The following is a 20,084-nucleotide window of genomic DNA, read 5'->3' on the forward strand; positions in this document are numbered from 1 at the left end:
GGAAAGAGAAGAATTGTCAATTCGAAAGTCAAAATTAAAAAAAGAGTTTTCAAAGATTGAATTGAACAAACACTCATGGGAAATGAGACCGAACAAGTTAATTTATTTCATTTTATTCCTCGGAATCTCACTCTTTGCCAAAGGGAATGTTTATGTGCAAAGCAACAAAGCAAAGTTACTCTCTCAACCAAAGTTAAATGCAGATGGGACTGGTTTAAAAATAGGAGAAGTACTAACTCCGATGGGCGAACAAGGTCTTTTCGTACAAGTGCGAGTGGAAGAAAAAACTGGTTGGGTTTCTAAGTTATTTGTTTCTCCACTCCCACCTGGGAACCAAATGAAGTTAGGGATCACTTCGAATTCTTCGGAAGCAGTTGTCGCAAGACAAAGGGCATCTGATTTTACAAAAACAGCTGCTGCGAGAGGACTCTCTGAAACACAAAAAATGCGTGTCAGAGGAGAAGGAGAACTGTATGATTTTGAATCTTTACGTTGGTTAGAATCCGTCCCACTCTCTACAGAAGTCACAAATGATAAAGATGATAAAAATTCACCTAACGTAAGTTTACAACAAAACTTGTTTTCATTCACTTCAAATCAATCGTTACCTGTCTTAGGTGAAACAAAAGCAGAAGTGAAAATGGGTCGTTCTCTGGCCGCTAGATTGTTAAAAAAATATCCTATTGTCAAAGACTTAGAATTCACCCGTTATTTGAATTCCATAGCGTTTCGATTAGGTTCTGTTTCTTCCAGAAAAGATTTAGAGTTTCGTGTTGGTATCATTGAATCCAATGAAATAAATGCTTATTCCTGCCCAGGAGGGTATTTGTTTTTAACAACTGGTGCCTTAAAAAAAATCCAAACTGAAGCGGAACTTGCAGGGATCATCGCTCATGAAATGGGTCATGTGATATTATTCCATAATGGTGAATTCAAAGAATCCAATGTGTTTGTGGATATACTTTCTGGCCTTTTATCACCTCCTGGAAGTGAGGTGGTGAACTCTGCGATGGCAACTGCAATTACAGAGATGGAAAAACAATTTTTTGAAACTGGTCGCGATGTTAAAGTAGAATTGGAAGCGGATGAAGCTGCAGTAGGTCTAGTTTCTCAAGTTGGTTATTCTCCCTTAGGACTTTCTAGTTATTTGAACACAATGTCAAAATCAGATGGTGCTGAGCTTTTGAAAAAAACACATCCAGAAACCAATGTTAGGATTGCAAAACTTGTGTTTATCGAATCTTCGATTTCAATGGAAGGCACTCCGATCATTGTCGATCGATGGAGTGAATATAAAAATAGAATTGGAAAATGAAACAAAGTAAAATTTTAATCCCCATCTTTTTGATGGTAGTGATCCCAGCTCTCCTCACTACTTTCTTAACATTATTTAAATTTTCTGCTACGCTTGATCGCAAATTATCAGATGCCTTTTTCCATCTGTTACCTTCACACCATCGATTTTCTAATGATATCGTGATCATTGATATAGATGAACAGAGTATTGCCAAATATGCAGATCACCCTGAGCTTGGACAATGGCCTTGGAAACGACACATTTATCCAACACTCATAGGATATACAAAACTTCTCACTCCACCAAAAATCACGATTATAGATATCATGTTTACAGAAAGGTCGGATTATGATGATGCTCTTGTCTCCGCTAACGAGAGTTTGGGGGAGATTTCTCATGCAGCAAATTTTCGTGATGGTGGTATTGTAATTCCAAGAAAAGGAATCGAAACCATCAGTCAGAAATTCAGTGTTCCTTTGGATACAAAGATTCCATTTCCCAAATATGAAAATGCTTCCTTTCCTATTGGATTAATCGGGGAAACAGCTCCTATGATTCATGTAGTGAATGTGATTGCCGATAGTGATGGTATTTTAAGGAGGTTTTCACCTTTTGTTAGATGGAATGGATTGTATTTTCCTACTCTTGCGTTACAAGCATTTGCGTTAGGTGAATCTTACAAAACAGAATCTAAAGATTCAAATTTTTATTTATTAAAAGGCGATGTCCGACGAATTGTGCCAGTCGGTAAAGATGGACTTGTTCGGTCTTATTTTTATACAGAAGAAGAATTAAGAAATATTCCAAGGTATTCTGCTGCGGGCATCATCGAATCACTTGAAAAATTAAATTCAGGAGAAGTGGAAGACCCAAATTCTTTGCTTGTACCACCAAAATTATTTGATGGAAAAATTGTTCTTATAGGTACATCTGCTGCATCAACTCACGATGATGTGGTGACACCACATGGATTATTTCCTGGAGTCATTGCCCAAGCAGTTTTTGCTTCTAATTTAACTGAAGGCCATTTACTAAAAGAATTACCGGAATCGTATGGGATTGGATTCACAATAATCGTACTGTTTGTTGGTGTACTGATCCTTTTTATCAATCAGTGGCATCTTTTAAAGAATATATATCCGATATTTGCAGTATCACTTTTTATTGGGACTTTTTATTTTTTATATCGAATGGATATGGTTTTATCAACATATTCATTTGTTTTGGGATTTCCCATTTCTTATTTATTAGGTTTTGCTTATCTTACGTATACAGAAGGTAGAGAGAAAAGAAAATTCAATCACATCTTACGCAACTTAGTTGATCCGGAAGTTGTCAGTGTTGCCCTTGAAAATATGGAATCTTTAAAACAAGGAGGAGAGTGGGAAATTACCGCTTTTTTTTCTGACGTTGCAGGATTTTCTTCCATCAGTGAAGAGTTAAGTGCGACTGATCTTGCTAAACTTCTAAATGAATACCTTTCAGCGATGACAAAGGTTTTAAAAGCCAATGCAGGTACGTTAGATAAATACATTGGAGATGCAATCGTTGGGATTTTTGGGGCACCGATTCAAAATAAAGAACATCCAAAACTTGCTTGCAAAACAGCTCTAGAGATGGTAACTGAGCTTGAAAATTTACGTGTTGAATGGAACAAACGCGGAGATTACACTCCACTGGCACGTGCGATGGTCTTTCGGATCGGACTCAACTGTGGTTTGGCTAAGGTGGGATTTATGGGCACAGATAGTTTGGCATCATATACAATGATGGGAGATAGTGTCAATTTGGCCGCTAGATTAGAAGCGGCAGCAAAGGACTATGGTGTTTCCATCCTTGTTTCCGAAAGCATTGAATCTGTTTGTAAGGATACGTTTCATTTTCGGTTTTTGGATTGGATCCGTGTGAAAGGAAAAGAAGCGCCTGTAAAGATTTTTAGTTTAGAATCATTTCAAAAAGATGTTACATCTATCATGTTGGATGCAGAAAAAGAATATGAATTAGGATTTTCACAATATTCGAAACGAAATTGGGAAGATGCTATTGAACACTTTAAGAATGTTTCTAAAATTTTAGGTAAAGAAGATAAAAGTAGTCACTTACTCATCAAACGTTGCCAAACTTTATTCCAAAACCCACCACCTATCGACTGGGACGGTGTTTATACACGTACATCAAAATAATACTATACCGAAAATTGCTTTTACCAGATTGTCCAGATCAAGGAAAAAGCGAAATGAACGAAGCAAAAATTAAATCATTATGTTGGCGGTTGACAATTGGTCTTGAATTATTAACCGCAGTACTTGCAGTTCCTACTGCAGTATTGTTTATTATCATTGCTGGTGTTTATTCTTTTGAAAAATCTATCCTCGTTGTGTTTGGAGCAACCATTGCTCTTTTTACGTCTTATATCTTTCCTACAATACGATTTCTAAAGTTTCAAAATCTTTTAAGAACAACAATCCCCAATACATTTAGTAATAAATCGCTTTTGGAAAAACAAAAAATAAAACGCCAGCTATTAGAATTTCCAAAAAAAAATTTAGGATACTTTCTTGTGCAATGGTCTTTTGGAATTCCCTTAGCAGCTTTTGTTACGTTTCAATTTTTTACACCGACAATCGTAGAATACCTTCCTTATTTTATATTACCGATCCTTATTTATCCTGTACTTGGTGTTTCTCATTTTTTTCTCAGTGAACTTTTAGTTTCGGAAGTTTTGATTACAAAGGAGCTGAAAGATCTTCCTTTAGAATCCGAGACTATTCCAAAAGTGGGAATTTATGCCCGTATCTTTTTTACAATGTCCGCTGTCTTTACTATGACACTTACAGCTTTAGGGTATTTATTACTTGTAGAGGTGACAAAATTTGCGCAATTACAGAATGCAGAAGTCACCTTGGTGCTAATGGCAGTTTTTATCACGGTTAATATTTTTGTTTTAACATCTCTTTTTGTGAAAGCAATGAAATTTAACACTATCCAAATGGCCAATCGATATAAAGAATTGGCAACAGGTGATTTAAGAGAGTCAGTTCCTATTATTTCTACAGATGAATTAGGACATGGATCCATTTCTTTAAATTCATTTATTCATAGTATCCGTAAAATCACCTCCGTAGTCATTGAAGAGTCAGATAAATTGAATGCTGATGCCAAAGTGATCGCAACTCAGACACAGGGCCTTACTCAAGCTATGATGGAGCAGGCATCTTCATCTGAAGAAATGTCTGCTGGTGTCGAAGAAATGTCAGCTAGCATTCGTTCTACTGCTTTCGGAGCCAAAAAACAAAACGATATCACGAAAGAAGCAAAGGACTTGGTGATTGGAATGGAGTCATCAATTATTTCCATTCATGATATGATGAGTTTGACTGAATCAGAAACGAAACAAATGGAAGAAGAAACAAAATTAGGCCAAACAGCTTTACATTCGACACTTTCCGCCATGTCAGAGATCGAAACAAGTGTTGATCATACTTCCAATGTGATTCAAGTGATTGGAGAGATTTCCGATAAAATTGGACTGCTTTCGCTCAATGCATCAATCGAAGCTGCGAGGGCAGGGGATGCAGGTCGTGGGTTTGCTGTAGTCGCGAGTGAAATTTCCAAACTAGGGGAACAAACTCTTTCCAATACAAAACGAATCTTGGAAGCAGTATCGAAAGCTTCTGCTTCCACAAAATCAGGAAGGCTTGCTGTATCCAATACGGAAAAAACTTTCACTCAAATTGGGAAGTCAGTAAACACAACGATTGAACTTATCAAACAATCCAGTGAAATGACAAAAAAACAATTGGAGCTCGTCAAAAATGTGAAAGATAGTTTTGAAAAATTAACCATTTCCGCTATGGAAATTGAACAAAATACAAACGAACAAGCAAGTACTTCAGAAGAACTCGCAAAAAGTATCGCTACCATTACGGAAGGTACGGAATACTTAAATCAGTTTGTGAACGATATTGATAAACTCTGTGTTGCTTTATCAGGGAAAGCTGCAAACTTGAGAAAGACAGTCGATTTTTTTAAGATTTAAAAAACATGACTAAAATTAACAAAAAGTTGTTCATCTTCCCTTGATTTTGCATAATCAATCATAATGATTGTTGCTTGGTTCCAAGCAATGCGAAGCCCAATCCCTCGAGAATAAAAATAGTTTTTTAGATTAATTTTATGTTCGTCGTCCCAAACCCTACCATAATCAAAAAAGGGAACGATATTAAAGGCAAAAAATTCTGATCCTAATTTTAATTCTGCAAATTTCCATCGGATTTCAGAATTCCCCCATCCCATCGCACGTCCAACGAAACGATCTTGTTTGTATCCACGTAACGTACGAAGTCCTCCAAGTCCACCCACAAGTCCTTCTGTACCCCACATATTTCGATATTCAAAAAATGGTGCTTCACCTTCTGTTACACCTAGACCAAAACGATTGGCAACGACTAACTTATCAACTAACTTTGGAAAGGGGCTCCAAAACATTTTTGTTTGTGCAAAATACTTTTGAAACTGATAATTTGAACCCATCGCCTTATCATGTTTTTCATACGTGACTTCGGCAAAAATACCTGAATTTGGGTCTGGTTCAAAATCTCTTGTATCGTATACAATTCCAAGACGTACTGCATTGACATAACCACCTTGGTAACCTATAATTTTTTTTCCTTCATAGTCTTCTGTTAATCGAGTTTTGCCATTGGGAACATCAGCACTCAGTTGGTCGAAAGTTGGATCAATTCCTCTGACCATTTTTCCATCGTAGGTACGAATGATATTATTTGAAAATTTTAATCCAGACACTAATCTTACTGTTCCACCCACATAAGACCTTTCTACACTCACAGTTGCCATTGGAGTCTCAATGGTATAACGATTGTACATCTTGTCAGTTACCACATAACCAGGTGTTTGTGGAATTCCTGATAAAGTTTTTCCACCTACTTGGAATGGGTCAGAACTAGTACCAGGTCTGTAGTAAGTGAGATTTGTTTCTTGGTCGATGAAACTTGCATTGTTTACTTGACGATTGTAAGGTTGGTTTCGATCCAGATAGGAAAGTGGTTTCATGCTCGATTCACCAATTCCAAAATATAAAGTAGTGGGAGTGATCGTTAAAAAAGCATCTGCTCTTAACCTCCACTCTGTATCTTTTAGAAAAGGCATATCCAAACTGATTTGGTGGTATTGGGCATTTTTATTTGTATTAAAATACTGTGCAAAGAGCCTCATCCGGTAAGGCGTATAATAGAATAATGGATCTGTTTTTGGTCCGTTATTATAGAGATAAGCCCTTGCACCATAACCAATCCCTTCGTTTGGATCCGAATTGATCAGTGGAAGGCCTGTCGGATACCAACCATCTTTTTTATCTTCTATGTCCTTTTTGCAAAGTTGTTTGGATGGATCCATGGGAAAAGGAAGGTTCTTAGGCGGAGGGTCTTTGATACAACCTGGCTCAGGGATGGCTTCTTGTGCGATGAGGTTTCCCAGTGAGCCAAGCACAAAGATGACAAAACAAACCGTTAGCTGTCTTGAAACCCTATGCACGAGATGAATTCCCATAAGAGGAGGAAATTGGAAGATTTGTAGACTCTGTCAACCAAAAAAGTGAGCGCTCACTCAATTTTTTTAAACGATACCATCGATGGTGCCGTCATAAACCAGAAAATAAATTCACGAATTTTCCATTCGTTTTTCCCGTGTTGGAACAGATTGGGACTTGTCTCTTTTTGGTTTGAACTTTGTTAAACTAGGAGAGGTGAGTTTCACATAGGAGAGTCTAAATCAGTTTCGATTGAGGATTGAGACTCATCACAACATGAATATTAGATGAACAATCAATCGAAATGATGAAACAACAAATTAAAATCCTTCTCTTATGGTTATAAGTCTTCAGAGTATTAGATGGAATATTTTGTATGACACGAATTGGATCATATTCGAAAACCCTAAAATTATCACTTCGCCTTACCTAAAACAGACGGTAAGTAGAGATTCAAATAGGATAAACTAGTGAAATGGTAAAAAAGATCCATGCTTGAATCTGTGAGGTTTGGTATCTACTTTGGAGAGTTTATATGATTGAACGTGGGTAACTAATAAAAACCGTTTGATCCTTTTCTCTGGAATCGAACCGATGTATGGTTTTTGATTGGTTTTGGTTGAGATCGTAATTCCTTCATTGAATGGAATATTATCAGCATAGATTGGAAAGGTAATCATAATTTACGCAATCTCGTATCCTAAAATACAGGGAACAGATTTATTCTTTCGATGTAAAATGACTCACCAATTCTGGTGATAGAAACTCTGGTTTTTTTGGCAAAAAATAATTTACAATGATTTTGATTATGGTAATAACTCTTAAGTTGAGTTTATATACGATGTCACATTACAAATACATTCCATACTTCCTAATTTGCCTTTTTCTAAATTGTATTACTTTTTATGAACGAATTCCCTCTGGATCATCTGATAAACAAAAAGTAACATCCACAATCAAATTCCAATCCCAGGAACCGAAACCATTCTCCTATGAAAAGGACATACCTCTTTTGCCAGGTGAAACCATAGGAGGTTTAAAATATGATCCAAATGCAGATTTTTTTAAAATTAACATAGAAGAAAAAAGAAAATATAAAACTAACAACTCACCTTTTTTATGTTTAATCAGCATCCTTACGATTACTTTGGTTCCCTGTTATTACGATGCAGTGGAAACGATTCAATTTTCAGTAACAAGTCCCTATTTTTTTGAAAAACGAAAACCAATTGAACAAGAGATTCGAAAAAGAGAATATGCCTGGCTCCCTCTATTTTTAGTGATTCCTTTTATGGGAGACAAATCACCAGATGATGGCAATCTATTGGCTTTAAAAGAAGCTGAAGTAAAATTATTAAATGAATATTCTAAGATGGAATCGGAAATTGAAGAAACAAAAAAGAAATTAAAACCTTTAATTAAAAATCCTAAGAAATATGCTATTATATTGAATGATTTTGCTACAACTGATTTTAGTAATCAAAGTTATTCTTTTAATATTGGAACTGGAAAAGACATTATCATTCAAATCTTTAATAATTCTTTTAAGACGATAACGAAAATGAAATACCATTTGGCCGCTACGAATAGTTTTTTTAAATCACCGAATGAGGTTTCTGAAGTTATTGTCAATGAAGAAACAATATTTCCAGGTGGATTTAGTAAAAATATATTTTACGCAAATCGGAATCCTAGGCCAAACTCATTGTATTTGTTTATGGATAAAATAGAAATTGAATATGATGATGGTTCTTACGAAGTGATTTCTAAATCAGCGATCAATCAAATCAAAGTCATTTCTTCTCCTAGGCTTATCGATGAACTATTTAAATAATGTATGTTTGATACTGATTTTTATAAGGAAAATTCATTATTCAATATAACCAAGTTTTCTAGCCCTTTCGATTAACTGTACTCGATTGCGTACCCTTAATTTTCGATAAACATTTTTAAGGTGCGTATTTAAGGTATTATCACTTATTTCTAATCGAAGTCCAGCCTGGTGAATTGATAAACCTGAAGCAATTTCAATTAAAACCTGTTTTTCTCTATTCGTAAGTTCAAATTCCGGTTTTTCGAAAGGTGTACGGAATGCATGGATCATACGTAATGCGATTGTTGGTGTGATCATTGCACCTCCTGTCAAAATCGTTGTGACAATATGATTTAAATCGGATAATTCGGATTTTAGCAAATAACCTAAAGCTCCGGCTCTTAGGGCAGCAAATATTGTTTCTTCTGAATCAGCGACTGTCAAGGCTGCTGTTTTTAAATTTGGATTTTCTTCTGATAGAATTCGTATTAATTCGATACCATCCATTTTAGGCAAACGAATATCCACAAAGAGTATATCAAGTTTCACTTGATTTGAATTTTCTAAATAATCTTCTGCAGTTGACCAGGTAAAGAATTGAATCTCCTGATCCATTTCTTTCGTTTTGATTTCAAATGAAGTTTGGAACTCGGATTGGTTCTCTACAAGTCCCAAAAAAATTTTTTTATGTTTCATGTTAGTTTCGTAAATTTGGGATTGGGATAAAAAAATGGATTGTATAATGATTATTTTCATTGTTTTCAGTCCATCTTGCGTTTAATGATTCTAGTCTTCGTTGTATCGATCGAGTACCGATTGAGAATTCCCCACTATTTTTGAAATTGGAATCAACATCCATTTTTACATTTAATCCATTTTCATCTAAATCAAAATTCCAATACGTTGCATTCGAACCATATTTCAGATCATTTGTCGCAATTTCGACTGTAATCGCATATAGATTACGTTTTAATTCTTCATTATCAATTTTTTGTAATTGAATTCTTGTATGTTCATTTGTTTCAAATCTCAATTCTCTTTTGGTTCTTGCATACCTTCGAGTCAAATTCAATTGTAATCCATACATAAAATCTTCCGTCATAATTCGAAAATCATCATTATCGTAAATTGTATCTCGAAAACTCTGAAAACAATTCTTTACATCCATTTTTAAAAAATCAATGTCTGCTTCCGTTAATGTTTGGTTTGGTTTTAAATATTCGATTCGAATGCTAAGGTCAGTTAATTTTGCTCCTAAATGATCATGCAAATCTGACAGTATCCTTTCTCTTTCAGTCGAGAACGAAAGTTCAAGTCGTAAATTTCGGCGTCTTTCATTTAAAATTTCTAGATCTGCTTGATTTTTTTCAACTCTCAGTTTCTCAGTGTGGAGAGATAAAACATATGCTTGGGAAATTAAAAAGATGATAAATCCAGGAACTTCGATAAAATGGAATCCTCTTAAAATATTTCTTTCGATTAAAATTTCAATTAATACAATAATCGCTAAAAATATAAAGAAAAGGAATACAACTTTTGCACCTTTGTCTCCTAATTTAATTTGTTTGATTAGTAATCGAGTTAAATCAAAAACAGCTGCACCAATTAATAAATAAACTGGAACAGGAATATTTGCAAATATGATTGGATCAGAAAAAACGACCAATATAGCCAAAGAAATGAAGATTACATTTAATGATTTTGAGAATATACTTTGAGGTTCTTTTGTGTAAGAAACTCGAATAAAATGATAAAAGAAGGGTAGTAAGGCTAAAAAATTTAGGAATTCTATTTTTTGCCAATAAATCCAAGAAATGGAAGGAAATATTTCAACTAAGTATTGTTCATTGATAAGTAAGGGACGTAAGCTAAGATTCAAACAAAAAATGCCGAAAAAAAGAAATGGTTTATCTTTTCTAAAAATCAAATAGGCAATTAAATGATAAAGTCCTAACATAAATGCTGCACCAGATAAAAAAACTGACTCTGCAATTCCTTTCTCACGGTACGCTTTGATGGCACTATATTCTCCAATCCTTAAGGAAGACGGAATTCCTCCTCTTGGAAAATGAAAATTAGCAACTTCAATCGATAATCTTATTTCTTGATTTTCGGTTTGTAATCCTACAACATTGCGGTCAAATGATGGAATGGTTGCCTCTTTGGAATTGCCAACTAGACCACTTTTAGCGATTAATCTCTCATTCGCATAAACATTATAGGAAGAATACATCTCAGGAATATGTAATGCTAAAGGGACTTTTGGTACATTGATCATTTTTAATTGATAGACACCATACCCATCTCCAACAAATCCCGGGTCGTTGTTCCATAACGATGGCATTTGAACGTAAAATTTTGAATTTGGCTCTATTTGATCGATCCTTTGATTATGGTAGAACTCCCATTCACCATTTAAGGAAATTATCGATTGTGTGAAGTTTCCATTGAAATCTATTATTCCTTTGATTGCTACTGGATTAGTATCGTAACAATTTGTATCAAATAAAATGAATAAGATGGCGATCAGATACTTCACAGTATGTAAATTCCAGCATGTCATTCATTCTTTGTCTATAAATAGTTTATCATAATATTGAGGTCTCACCAATTCTTGTGAGATTTTTTTTGTTCAAGATCACCAAAACTGGCGATTGTGTGAATCACAAGTTTCGATTAGACTGTTGCCAGTCTATTAGAGGTTTAAAATGTATCGTTTATTTAAAATAACCAATTTGTTATACTTCTGTGTTTTTGCATCATTGGTTTCGAGTTGTGCATCGTTATCTGAGCTCAGTGATATGGAAGTTGAGAAACGGTTAGAAAATTGTAAAACGTTAGGAATGCCTGAAATCCCATGCCGTGAAGTGGCAAATGAATTTGGTAGAAGAAAACAGGCAGAATATAAACGAGAAAAAGAAGAGGAAAATAAAGCTGATCAAAAGATCCAAGAAGAAAAGGATTTAAAGTCCATTGAAATGGCAAAAACAATTAAACTTCCACCGGCAGGAATGGTGGATCCAAATTTATCGAAATTAATGTTGGAAGCTTACGCTACCGCTTTTTCTGAAGAAAAATTGACAAGTCTACGTGCTGTTATTGTTTCAAAATCTTTTGTTCCAATTCGTCATGAAATTAGTGGAATCATAATTGCGAGGGGATTTGGTGGAGTTGTCGCTATGAAAAGGCCAAATGGAGAATGTTTTGTTGCATCGACTTATTACGAACAAGATTACGACGGACAAAAATATACGAATGTTCATTTCAAAAGGTATTCGACTGCATGGCCACCAGAAAGTACAAAATACCAACAATTAATTGAATGTAGTAATGTGTATAAGTAATGCTTACAAAATCATAATGATCAATCGTTTTTGATTCAATTGAATTCAGATATCAATCAATATTTCTTTTTCCACTCTTGCCTTTCATTCAAAAAGGCATTTTTTTTATTGTATTGATATTTGGATTCTTTGATTGTTTCCTATCCATTAGATGGACGGATCAATCATATGAGTCAGTATCAAAATTATAATATACCTTATGGCGTAACTCTGGCAACACCAGTAAAGAGGTTTTTGGCGGCAATCATTGACATAGGTATTATTTATGGGAGTGGAATTTTTGTTTTGTTAATCATGTTTTTAGTGGATCTTTGGATTCAGTCAGAGAATCAGATCAGTCTCCTTTATCTTTTTTGCATATGTTTAGCTTTTATACTATTTCCTTTCGTGTTCAATATGTATTTGTTGGAAAAATATGGACAATCAATGGGAAAAAAAATAATAAAAATCAAAATTATTGATGAATCAGGTGCAATGATTTCAACCGATCGATTGATTATGTTGAGACATATTTTACCTGCTATTTTATTCAACATTCCTATCTTGGGATTTATATTTTTTTTACTAGATAGTGTTTTAATTTTTTCAAAAACAAGGCAGTGTTTGCATGATCGTTTTGCAAAAACAATCGTGATCAATTGTTAGTCGCAATCATCAAAAAGTTTATAATCATTGATTGGAATCAGAAAAAATTCATTTCTCGAATTAGTTATGTTAGATGTTAGTTGATTTTGGAATTTTTAACTGGTGGGGACTTCTCACCATCCCCCACAAAATCCGCTTCACCCAACCTCAAAAACCCAAAATCAAGTCCAACTAAGGAACAAAGCGATAATCGACAAGGAGAGCGTTCTAACTGTGTAAAGATAAATGAAAGGCTCGCTTCTTCATGCGAAGATACTGACAAAATAAAAAAAAGAACGCACAATATATTATCTGATCCTAAGCTAAATCAGTTCTTCAAATTAAAAACGCTCACAATCCTTAACGCTCTCTATCCTAAGTCCTGTGGATGCTCTAAACCTAATCTAGTTTATCTCAAAGTGAAGGGTAGGGAATCCATCGCTAGGTGTTCCTCATGCCATAAAATGGTCTCTCTCACAGCCAATACTCCATTCCAGGGATACAAATCGAATCTAGCCTACATAAGCTTCATCATTTGGGACATGGTGAATCAGTACCCTAAGATCATGACATCAATGGAGATCAGTCGTAAGTTAAACCTATCCTATAAGACCAGCTTCTACTTAAAAAAAAGGCTCCAAATTATCTTCTCACAGCTCAATGATAACCTTAAGAAGAATCTATACGAGGAGCTTAAAAACCCTGTAGAATCAGATAAAAAACCTATAGCTGTAGCAGATAGCGTTTGTTTATTTTCCGCTTCATTGAGGGCAAATAAATTCAGAAGTAGAAGATACAAAACAGGAACAGCTTCTATCTATTTGAGTAACTCACTTGGAGGAGAACAGAAGGGAGTATTAGTTCACACTGTAGGGATTAATCACGGAATGAGTTTCTACAAATCGATTCCACTTAATAATCAAGAATACCTAGGGAAGGACTTAGATGATAAGATTCCTAAGAATGTAACTCTCTACACTGATGAAGGATATACATTTATCTGGGATAGACCTAACCACAAAATGGTCAATCATTCTCGCAAGAGTAATGATCCAAGATATAACTTAAGCCGTGAAAGGTGGGTGACTAGGGAAGGTGTGAGTTCTAACGGAGCTGAAGCAAGGAATAATATCTTAAAGCAATCCTTCAGAAGCTATGGATATGTAAGTCCCAAATATTCTCAGCTCTACCTCGACGAAATAAGCTTCTTAGGGAATATAAGGTTTGTTCCTGAATTGAGAAGTTTACTGAGTTTGGGTGAAGTGAATTTTGTGGGTTTAGGTAATAAGAGCTATTCGCAAGAAAACCTAACGCATAACATCAAAAAATACCTCTATCGACCACTAACGCTAGAAGAAAGGAAGCTTGAAAGTCGATCCTCATTAATCAATTACTTGGATTCTGAGAAGCTAGATAATTTATCTAAGGCTCTTAAAGAAGCTATTCAGGATAATAATCAATTCTGGAGTCAAAGCTACATTGAGAACCATAAGAGAAGGAATGAGTCCAAATATAATCTGATCGCTAGAAAGGTTTGGGTTCTCTTGGAAACGAGAAAATGGACAACTTTAGATGATCTCGTTAAGACTTCAGGCTATGGAAGGTTAGAGGTTCTCTTCATCCTTAAGAAGTGGGTTAACGTAGGCTTAATAAATATGTCCAAAACTAGTGATAGATATATGGATACTTATCGTATCTACAAAAAATCAAACGAGCTTTATTACCTTCTTTATACAGAGGCTAAAGAGCAAATCAAAACCAATTGGAAACAATTTAATAAAAAATTATTCAAAACCAAAAAATATAGGAGCAACCGAAAATATGGGAACTAAACAGGATTTTAGATTTAACATCTCTGACTTCAGAGAAATTCTTAGGGAACAAGAAGGTAGATGTTATGTAACGGGAAGGGAACTAACAGGATCTAACTGTGATGCAGAATTGAAAATCCCTTTAACTCAGAATGGAAAAGTAGAGAAAGAGAACGTCTGTTTGATTCTGGATTCGATTCGAGAGCTTAAGAGATATCATACTCTTGAAGAGATAGTAGAGATTGCAAGGGATATAATTAAACTTCATGGATAAGGAATTTAATTCTGTAACGGTTAAGAGAATCTGTGATAATTTTTCCAAGAGGATTAATGTCAGATTGCTTAGGGGTAATAACAAGTCAGTTACTTCGATGAAGCTGAAATCACAGATGGTAACTGAACGCTTGAATAATATGGTTATTCGGAGTCATAGAGATATTTCGAATGATTTCCTCAATAGTCAGATTAAGAAGTTCAATACTTATTACTGTTCTGATCCTTGGGTAAAGACCGAGCTACTTATCGTGGATAAATTGAATCTTAACCAGTTCTATATCGATCCTAGACGGGTTAATGAAGATATCTCGTTTTCTCGCTTTAAGAAAATTCAGGAGCGAGTGAATCACTATAAGGTAACTTCCAAGAATGAAAGGACATGGGAGAAGTCATTCAGGAATTTCCGAATCAGGTTTAATAATATGGGAGTAGAGGAGACTATCCCTTTAGCCATGGACTATCGGTTAGCCGATCTAGTCCAGGATATGAATTTAAAATGGAGGAACGCTTATGACATAGCCCATATTTTGAAAAAAAAATTACTTTATTAGAAATTTAGATATTTATCTTTTATAGAATTAGAGGTACAAAATGAAGTTTAGTATAGGAAATCGAAATTTTGAAATTGAGGAATTCTTTGAGGGTTTAGATTATATTATAGTTGCAAAAGAAAATGGAATAGAGATTCAAAGAGGTTCGGTTGAATGGACGGCTCTTGAATCTGCTAACAGTAAACATGTCATTAGTAGTTTTAGCAGTGATGAATTAAAAGAAATAATGCGAAAAAGACTCCAGGAATTAATAGCAGAAAAAATATCACTTGGAGCCTTATAACTTCCTATAATCCACATAATGTCTCGTTAAGTCTCTTTTGAAAGGCTTGACAATATTGTTAGGTGAAGTATAATCATAGGTTTTAAGAGGTTTGTAATGTTAGATGAAAATCTTATAAAATTAGAGTTCGAAGAAATTGATCCAACAGAACTTTATCATCATGGAGATATCATTGATTACTATGATGATATTTCTCTAGGTAAGATTAGCTTAAAGGTTATTAATATGGTTTACCTACCAGTTTCCATAAGAAATAAATTAGAGAACAGATATTCAAAAGGAACAGATTTTGTTTTTCCGTTTGATTTAAATAATAAATTAGTAATAGCTTTGATCGATGGAAATAAAACTATATTGACTGCAACTAAGGTTAATTATATTGCATTTAAGAAGTATCTTGAATCAATTCACGAAAATTTAATGTTAAATGGTTGAATTACACTTACTTAAAGTAGGTAATGAGTCCCACCTCTTCAATTTAGTTGGGGAGGGACGGCTCCAGTCTTACTGCGGACTAGATGCCATACCTGATTACTCAAGAAAGAACCTAAGCAACATATTCTATGATATCGATGATGTCATTCACTACATTAGCATCATAAAAAACGATTATTGTGATATTTGTAGGTATAATCTAACAATTAAGAATAATAAAAAAAATTTTAGAAACTCGAATAATAGTTAATTACTAGAAACCCTTCTTTGTGTACGTCAAAAAGGCAACAATCTATATTTAAATAAAAATAAATAAAATTTGATCGAAATTTATTGACGCTCTATTGTGACATAAACCCTTCCTTTCCTGGAGGATGGGTAAAAAATAGAAATTTTATATGTTGTTTGAGATGGGAACTAAGAATGAAGATTGCGAAAAGAAAAACGCAACGAATCAAAGTTGTAGATTTAAAACCTACAACCAAAGTGAAAAGAAAGTATTATAATCTGGAGGATTTACATAAATTCTTCCAGATTATAATTCGATTGGATAAATGGATTGAGCTTATAAGGCTTATAATCAATTTATTTAATTAAGTTTTTTCCTTCCCTTGGTATAAGACTCTAGGGAAGGTTTTCATCTTTCCATCAAACCGAATGGATTCTCAGTAGGTATGTTTTTATCTAGAATTTCCAGACTTCTAAAGTTTGATTCTTCAACCCTCTCCTTCTCATCTAATGCATAATGTGAATTAAGACTTGGGAGACCGATTCTATATTTCCTTCAGTTGAAGTATCAGCAATTAATTCTCTGTAGGCTATGGGAATCTCGCTACCCTCTGTTTTTTTCATCATCTTTTCTTAATATCTAGCCATAAATAGTATCTAAACTTTCTGCTTTTTCTGAATCGGGTCTTGTAATGGATTTAATTTCAAATAGTATTACAATCTTTTTTGGTCGTTTGCTTTCTGGAATTGAGTGAGTCTTCTGTTACATTAGGCAGATAATTTATACCTATATTTTAGCATTAATCTTTTCAAGAATGTCTGGGTATTTGAATTAACTTATTTCTATTTATCACGTTTTATGTTCAAAAAATATTAGTATTTAAATCATAGATTTAAAAGTATCATGATATTATTATTTACGTATAAGTAGGATTAAGTTTATAATTACTTGTATTAATAGCAGGGTAAATACTGATCCAGCAATTCCATACAAAAATTTTAATTCATTTTCTAATGATTCAATTCGAAAACTATTAATGATAAAATATGAATCAGAATTAGTGTCGATAAAGACGATTTCCTTTTCTTTTTCTGTCTGTTTCTTGATTGGCTTAATCGGTGGTAAAGGTTGCACTTGTTCTTCATCATGTAATACTTTTCCAGCCAATTCTGTGTATCTTTCCTTAATTAACGGATTTGTTCTCCACCTGGAATAGGCATTATTAAAATATTCAAAAGAAGATTTATACTTCTTTTGTTGGTATAAATCTTCACCTTTGGCGATCCAAAATTCAGTTTCAAGTAGTTCATATTTTGCTTGGTCAATTTTTGCATTTTGGAATTTATTTAGAAGATCGCTGGCTTCTTCAAAATTCTTATTTTTTAATGAATAACGAAAAGAAAATATCTCTTCTTCAGAAATAGATTCTGCAAACAAAGAAATCGCTAATAATAGTAAAGTTGTGATAAGTATATTCTTCATATTTTAGCTCTTATCTACTTAAAATCACAGCTTTATGACCAAATCTACTTCTAGGCATATTCAAAGATTCTTGAACCCATGGATTACCACCAGGATTTGTTAAATCTAAAGTATACACCTGATCAATAGGCAAATTAAATTCAGATGCTCCACCGAAGAGATATAATTTCCTCTTTTCGTAAGAGATTTCCATAGCAGGGTAATATAAGGCAATTGGTATGTTTGAGCCAGTGACAAATGAATTTGATGCTGTTCCTAGAAACGAATATTCAAATCGATTAGAATTTGTCACTGCCGTAACAGGTTGAGATATATTGGTTCCTGTTGAGCCACCTGCAACAAAAATTGCTGGTGTATCAGATGGGAATGGATCGGTCGATATTGGTCTGTAGCATGCATATCCTGAACCATGTCTGGCTAAAGAAATTGATGCTTCAATTTTACCTGATGTAGAGTTTAAAGATGGTGAATATGCATCTGTAGTTGCATATGCCAAACCATCTGAATAGAATCTTCCGCCTGTAAAGATTAAGCTTCCATTATACGTGCAACCAGCCATATCAATCCGAGGGAAGATATTTGTGCTAGAAAGTAGGCTGATCCAAGTCCCATTATTCCCTAAATTTGGGAAGAATTTATAAATTGTATTAAAGATTGTTCCTGTTGTCATGTCGGTTGTTGTTGTTCCACCTAAGATGATGATTTCTTCATCAAATGAACCAACTACACCGCCTTGCAGAGTGGATGGCATATCTGAAAGGTTTCGATTCCAGGTGTTTGTTATTGGATCATATGCCTCAACTAGACGGCTCATAGTATATGAGGCACCATTTTTAACAATTCCACCGATTACATAAATTTTGTTTTTGAATGAGACTATTTGAGCGTTTAGTCTCGGAGTAGGTACATTTGTAATAGCTGGAAACCAAGTGTTATCAACTGGATCGAAAAAATCTATTTCGCTAACTGGGTTTTTGTCAGATCCAATTCCCCCTACAATCCAAATACCCCTTCGATATCTTGTCGCATTGTCAGATAAAGTTCTAAACGTTGCTGGAATTCCAAGTCCTCCTTCCTTTGATCCACAAGAAGGAACGTAACGGTATTCTGAATCTGTAATCAAATTTGATAATGAAACAGCATGTATTTCATTTTCCAAAAAGGAGGTATCAACATTGCTATAGTTTGGACCAGTGGTGATTAAAAATCCTGGAAGTTTTCCTGAGCATTTCCAACTTACGACTGCTGAATTTGTAGTAATACTTGTAACGACTTGCCATTCAATTTTAGCTGTATTTGCGTTACCACCGTCAGTAAGTGGATTTGCACAGTTGACTAAATGAAAGAGAGATGCTAAAAATAAAAACGTTATTTGCTTCATTAGAAATTCATTCCACCTGTGATTTCAAGACCTGATCCGCAATGGGTTTTCTCAATTTCGAAGAAACATTGATTCTTCCATCCAAATCGATAAAAAGAAGGTCCGTATTTGAGACCTTGCCAACCAAGTTCAAAATAGGCAGAAGGATTTGCTCCAACCTTTGAATTACTTTGATCGTATTTATAATTTACCGACGATATCCCTAATCCAACGATTCCATAGAAATCTAGAAGAGGGTTTGAATTAAATACCTTTGATTGATAAAGGTAAGTGAAACCAGAATGAATGCTGATTTCCCTAATCGGACCAGTTGATTGTAAATATTCGTATTTAAATCCTAATTGATACGTATTTTTGAATCGCAAAAAAGCTGGTTCAGTAAACAATGAAATGCCGTATAACGGAGGCGTTTGAGTGCCAAGAGGAGCAAACAAAGGTAAAAAGGAAACACTTCCTCCTATTCGTGTTAGGTTATCTAGCTTATCATTTGCTAAATAAACGATTGGAAATTCTGGATGTTCGTCAGTTTCTGAATTGTTGTTCTTGATTTCATCCTTACTGATTGTCAAAAACCCTAACTCTGATTTGATTATGATTTCATCTTTTTTTCGTTCTGCGATCGTTCCTTTTATCACACTTCCATTTTTTAGTGATAAAATTGTAATTTTGTAAGAATTATTCAGTTGTCCCTTGTTAGATAAATCATAATACTCGAGTTCTTTCTTGGGAATTTTGTATTCTTTATCTTTGAAACGGACAACGAGCATTCGTTCATCTTCATATACGAATTCAGCATAGAAGCCATCTCCATTTGGAAATCTAAGCTCAGCTGCGTTTAATGAGATACTGATTGTTGAAAAGAAAAAACAAACAATTGTTGTTAGTTGAAAATATTTTAAAGAATTCATTAATGTTATGCGGAATAGTTGACATTAATTTTATAACTATGTTAGATGACAAGAATTATTCCTATAAAATGTATTCAGGTTATGCGACAAAATATTATTAAA

General features: G+C 34.3%; 17 protein-coding genes. 10 read left to right on the forward strand and 7 right to left on the reverse strand.

The features are described from left to right. The first annotated feature begins 82 nt into the window (after window positions 1-82). From EHQ43_RS17380 to EHQ43_RS17390, 3 genes are read left to right on the forward strand one after another with little or no spacing between them, the layout of a single operon-like run. Window positions 83-1,315: a M48 family metalloprotease gene (locus EHQ43_RS17380; RefSeq protein WP_135771836.1), complete on the forward strand. Its 1,233-nt coding sequence runs from the start codon at window positions 83-85 to the stop codon at window positions 1,313-1,315. Further along, complete coding sequence (locus tag EHQ43_RS17385; protein WP_135771837.1) at window positions 1,312-3,480, forward strand: adenylate/guanylate cyclase domain-containing protein; 2,169 nt, start codon at window positions 1,312-1,314, stop codon at window positions 3,478-3,480. The genes EHQ43_RS17380 and EHQ43_RS17385 overlap by 4 nt, the downstream gene beginning before the upstream one ends. 53 nt (window positions 3,481-3,533) lie before the next feature. Further along, window positions 3,534-5,336 carry a methyl-accepting chemotaxis protein gene (locus EHQ43_RS17390; protein WP_135771838.1) on the forward strand — a complete coding sequence of 601 codons (1,803 nt, stop codon included), beginning with the start codon at window positions 3,534-3,536 and terminating at the stop codon, window positions 5,334-5,336. On the opposite strand, the gene omp85 is transcribed toward EHQ43_RS17390, so the two are convergent. Beyond that, the gene (gene omp85, locus EHQ43_RS17395) at window positions 5,333-6,805 is read right to left on the reverse strand and encodes an Omp85 family outer membrane protein (RefSeq protein WP_425269663.1); all 1,473 of its coding nucleotides are present in this window, start codon (window positions 6,803-6,805) and stop codon (window positions 5,333-5,335) included. The genes EHQ43_RS17390 and omp85 overlap by 4 nt on opposite strands. 507 nt (window positions 6,806-7,312) lie before the next feature. After that, window positions 7,313-7,525, reverse strand: coding sequence for a hypothetical protein (locus EHQ43_RS17400; RefSeq protein ID WP_135771839.1), 213 nt, complete (start codon window positions 7,523-7,525; stop codon window positions 7,313-7,315). 128 nt (window positions 7,526-7,653) lie between these two features. Between EHQ43_RS17400 and EHQ43_RS17405 the strand changes: the two genes are divergently transcribed. Then, on the forward strand, window positions 7,654-8,679 hold the full coding sequence (locus EHQ43_RS17405) for a hypothetical protein (RefSeq protein WP_135771840.1): 1,026 nt from the start codon (window positions 7,654-7,656) through the stop codon (window positions 8,677-8,679). Between the two features lie 36 nt (window positions 8,680-8,715). On the opposite strand, the gene EHQ43_RS17410 is transcribed toward EHQ43_RS17405, so the two are convergent. Then, window positions 8,716-9,354 (reverse strand): response regulator, encoded by a 639-nt coding sequence (locus EHQ43_RS17410; protein WP_167481815.1) that lies wholly within the window; start codon window positions 9,352-9,354, stop codon window positions 8,716-8,718. 1 nt (window position 9,355) lies between these two features. Then, entirely contained in the window at window positions 9,356-11,197 is a 1,842-nt protein-coding gene (locus EHQ43_RS17415; protein ID WP_167481816.1) for a 7TM diverse intracellular signaling domain-containing protein, read from the reverse strand. Window positions 11,198-11,366: 169 nt separating this feature from the next. Between EHQ43_RS17415 and EHQ43_RS17420 the strand changes: the two genes are divergently transcribed. The 6 genes from EHQ43_RS17420 (at window position 11,367) to EHQ43_RS17445 (ending at window position 15,982) form a co-directional block, all read left to right on the forward strand. Further along, the gene (locus tag EHQ43_RS17420; RefSeq protein WP_135741805.1) at window positions 11,367-12,002 is read left to right on the forward strand and encodes a hypothetical protein; all 636 of its coding nucleotides are present in this window, start codon (window positions 11,367-11,369) and stop codon (window positions 12,000-12,002) included. Between the two features lie 168 nt (window positions 12,003-12,170). Beyond that, window positions 12,171-12,647, forward strand: a complete 477-nt coding sequence (locus EHQ43_RS17425; protein WP_135771842.1) for an RDD family protein — start codon at window positions 12,171-12,173, stop codon at window positions 12,645-12,647. Between the two features lie 86 nt (window positions 12,648-12,733). Beyond that, window positions 12,734-14,458: a transposase gene (locus tag EHQ43_RS17430; RefSeq protein ID WP_244242880.1), complete on the forward strand. Its 1,725-nt coding sequence runs from the start codon at window positions 12,734-12,736 to the stop codon at window positions 14,456-14,458. After that, window positions 14,448-14,711, forward strand: coding sequence for a hypothetical protein (locus tag EHQ43_RS17435; protein WP_135771843.1), 264 nt, complete (start codon window positions 14,448-14,450; stop codon window positions 14,709-14,711). Before EHQ43_RS17430 ends, EHQ43_RS17435 begins: the two co-directional genes overlap by 11 nt. Window positions 14,712-15,304: 593 nt before the next feature. After that, complete coding sequence (locus EHQ43_RS17440; protein WP_135771844.1) at window positions 15,305-15,547, forward strand: hypothetical protein; 243 nt, start codon at window positions 15,305-15,307, stop codon at window positions 15,545-15,547. 96 nt (window positions 15,548-15,643) lie between these two features. Further along, entirely contained in the window at window positions 15,644-15,982 is a 339-nt protein-coding gene (locus EHQ43_RS17445) for a hypothetical protein (protein ID WP_135771845.1), read from the forward strand. A 1,141-nt stretch (window positions 15,983-17,123) separates the two neighbouring features. Here the strand turns inward: EHQ43_RS17445 and EHQ43_RS17450 are convergent. The 3 genes from EHQ43_RS17450 to EHQ43_RS17460 are packed head-to-tail and all read right to left on the reverse strand — an operon-like array spanning window position 17,124 to window position 19,982. Then, window positions 17,124-17,693: a hypothetical protein gene (locus EHQ43_RS17450; protein WP_135771846.1), complete on the reverse strand. Its 570-nt coding sequence runs from the start codon at window positions 17,691-17,693 to the stop codon at window positions 17,124-17,126. A gap of 10 nt (window positions 17,694-17,703) precedes the next feature. After that, window positions 17,704-19,074 carry a Kelch repeat-containing protein gene (locus tag EHQ43_RS17455; RefSeq protein WP_135771847.1) on the reverse strand — a complete coding sequence of 457 codons (1,371 nt, stop codon included), beginning with the start codon at window positions 19,072-19,074 and terminating at the stop codon, window positions 17,704-17,706. Beyond that, a complete protein-coding gene (locus tag EHQ43_RS17460) occupies window positions 19,074-19,982 on the reverse strand; it encodes an LA_3334 family protein (protein WP_244242881.1) in 909 nt (302 codons plus the stop codon). Before EHQ43_RS17460 ends, EHQ43_RS17455 begins: the two co-directional genes overlap by 1 nt. Window positions 19,983-20,084: the final 102 nt, after the last annotated feature.

Origin of the sequence: Leptospira bouyouniensis (genome assembly GCF_004769525.1) — a bacterium.
GTDB classification, from domain to species: domain Bacteria; phylum Spirochaetota; class Leptospiria; order Leptospirales; family Leptospiraceae; genus Leptospira_A; species Leptospira_A bouyouniensis.

Bases quoted from the DNA above. Each gene is read 5' to 3' on its own strand.
- EHQ43_RS17380 (WP_135771836.1), top strand. From the start codon at position 83: ATGAGACCGAACAAGTTAATTTATTTCATTTTATTCCTCGGAATCTCA.
- EHQ43_RS17385 (WP_135771837.1), top strand. From the start codon at position 1,312: ATGAAACAAAGTAAAATTTTAATCCCCATCTTTTTGATGGTAGTGATC.
- EHQ43_RS17390 (WP_135771838.1), top strand. From the start codon at position 3,534: ATGAACGAAGCAAAAATTAAATCATTATGTTGGCGGTTGACAATTGGT.
- EHQ43_RS17400 (WP_135771839.1), bottom strand. From the start codon at position 7,525: ATGATTACCTTTCCAATCTATGCTGATAATATTCCATTCAATGAAGGA.
- EHQ43_RS17405 (WP_135771840.1), top strand. From the start codon at position 7,654: ATGGTAATAACTCTTAAGTTGAGTTTATATACGATGTCACATTACAAA.
- EHQ43_RS17410 (WP_167481815.1), bottom strand. From the start codon at position 9,354: ATGAAACATAAAAAAATTTTTTTGGGACTTGTAGAGAACCAATCCGAG.
- EHQ43_RS17420 (WP_135741805.1), top strand. From the start codon at position 11,367: ATGTATCGTTTATTTAAAATAACCAATTTGTTATACTTCTGTGTTTTT.
- EHQ43_RS17425 (WP_135771842.1), top strand. From the start codon at position 12,171: ATGAGTCAGTATCAAAATTATAATATACCTTATGGCGTAACTCTGGCA.
- EHQ43_RS17435 (WP_135771843.1), top strand. From the start codon at position 14,448: ATGGGAACTAAACAGGATTTTAGATTTAACATCTCTGACTTCAGAGAA.
- EHQ43_RS17440 (WP_135771844.1), top strand. From the start codon at position 15,305: ATGAAGTTTAGTATAGGAAATCGAAATTTTGAAATTGAGGAATTCTTT.
- EHQ43_RS17445 (WP_135771845.1), top strand. From the start codon at position 15,644: ATGTTAGATGAAAATCTTATAAAATTAGAGTTCGAAGAAATTGATCCA.
- EHQ43_RS17450 (WP_135771846.1), bottom strand. From the start codon at position 17,693: ATGAAGAATATACTTATCACAACTTTACTATTATTAGCGATTTCTTTG.
- EHQ43_RS17455 (WP_135771847.1), bottom strand. From the start codon at position 19,074: ATGAAGCAAATAACGTTTTTATTTTTAGCATCTCTCTTTCATTTAGTC.
- EHQ43_RS17460 (WP_244242881.1), bottom strand. From the start codon at position 19,982: ATGAATTCTTTAAAATATTTTCAACTAACAACAATTGTTTGTTTTTTC.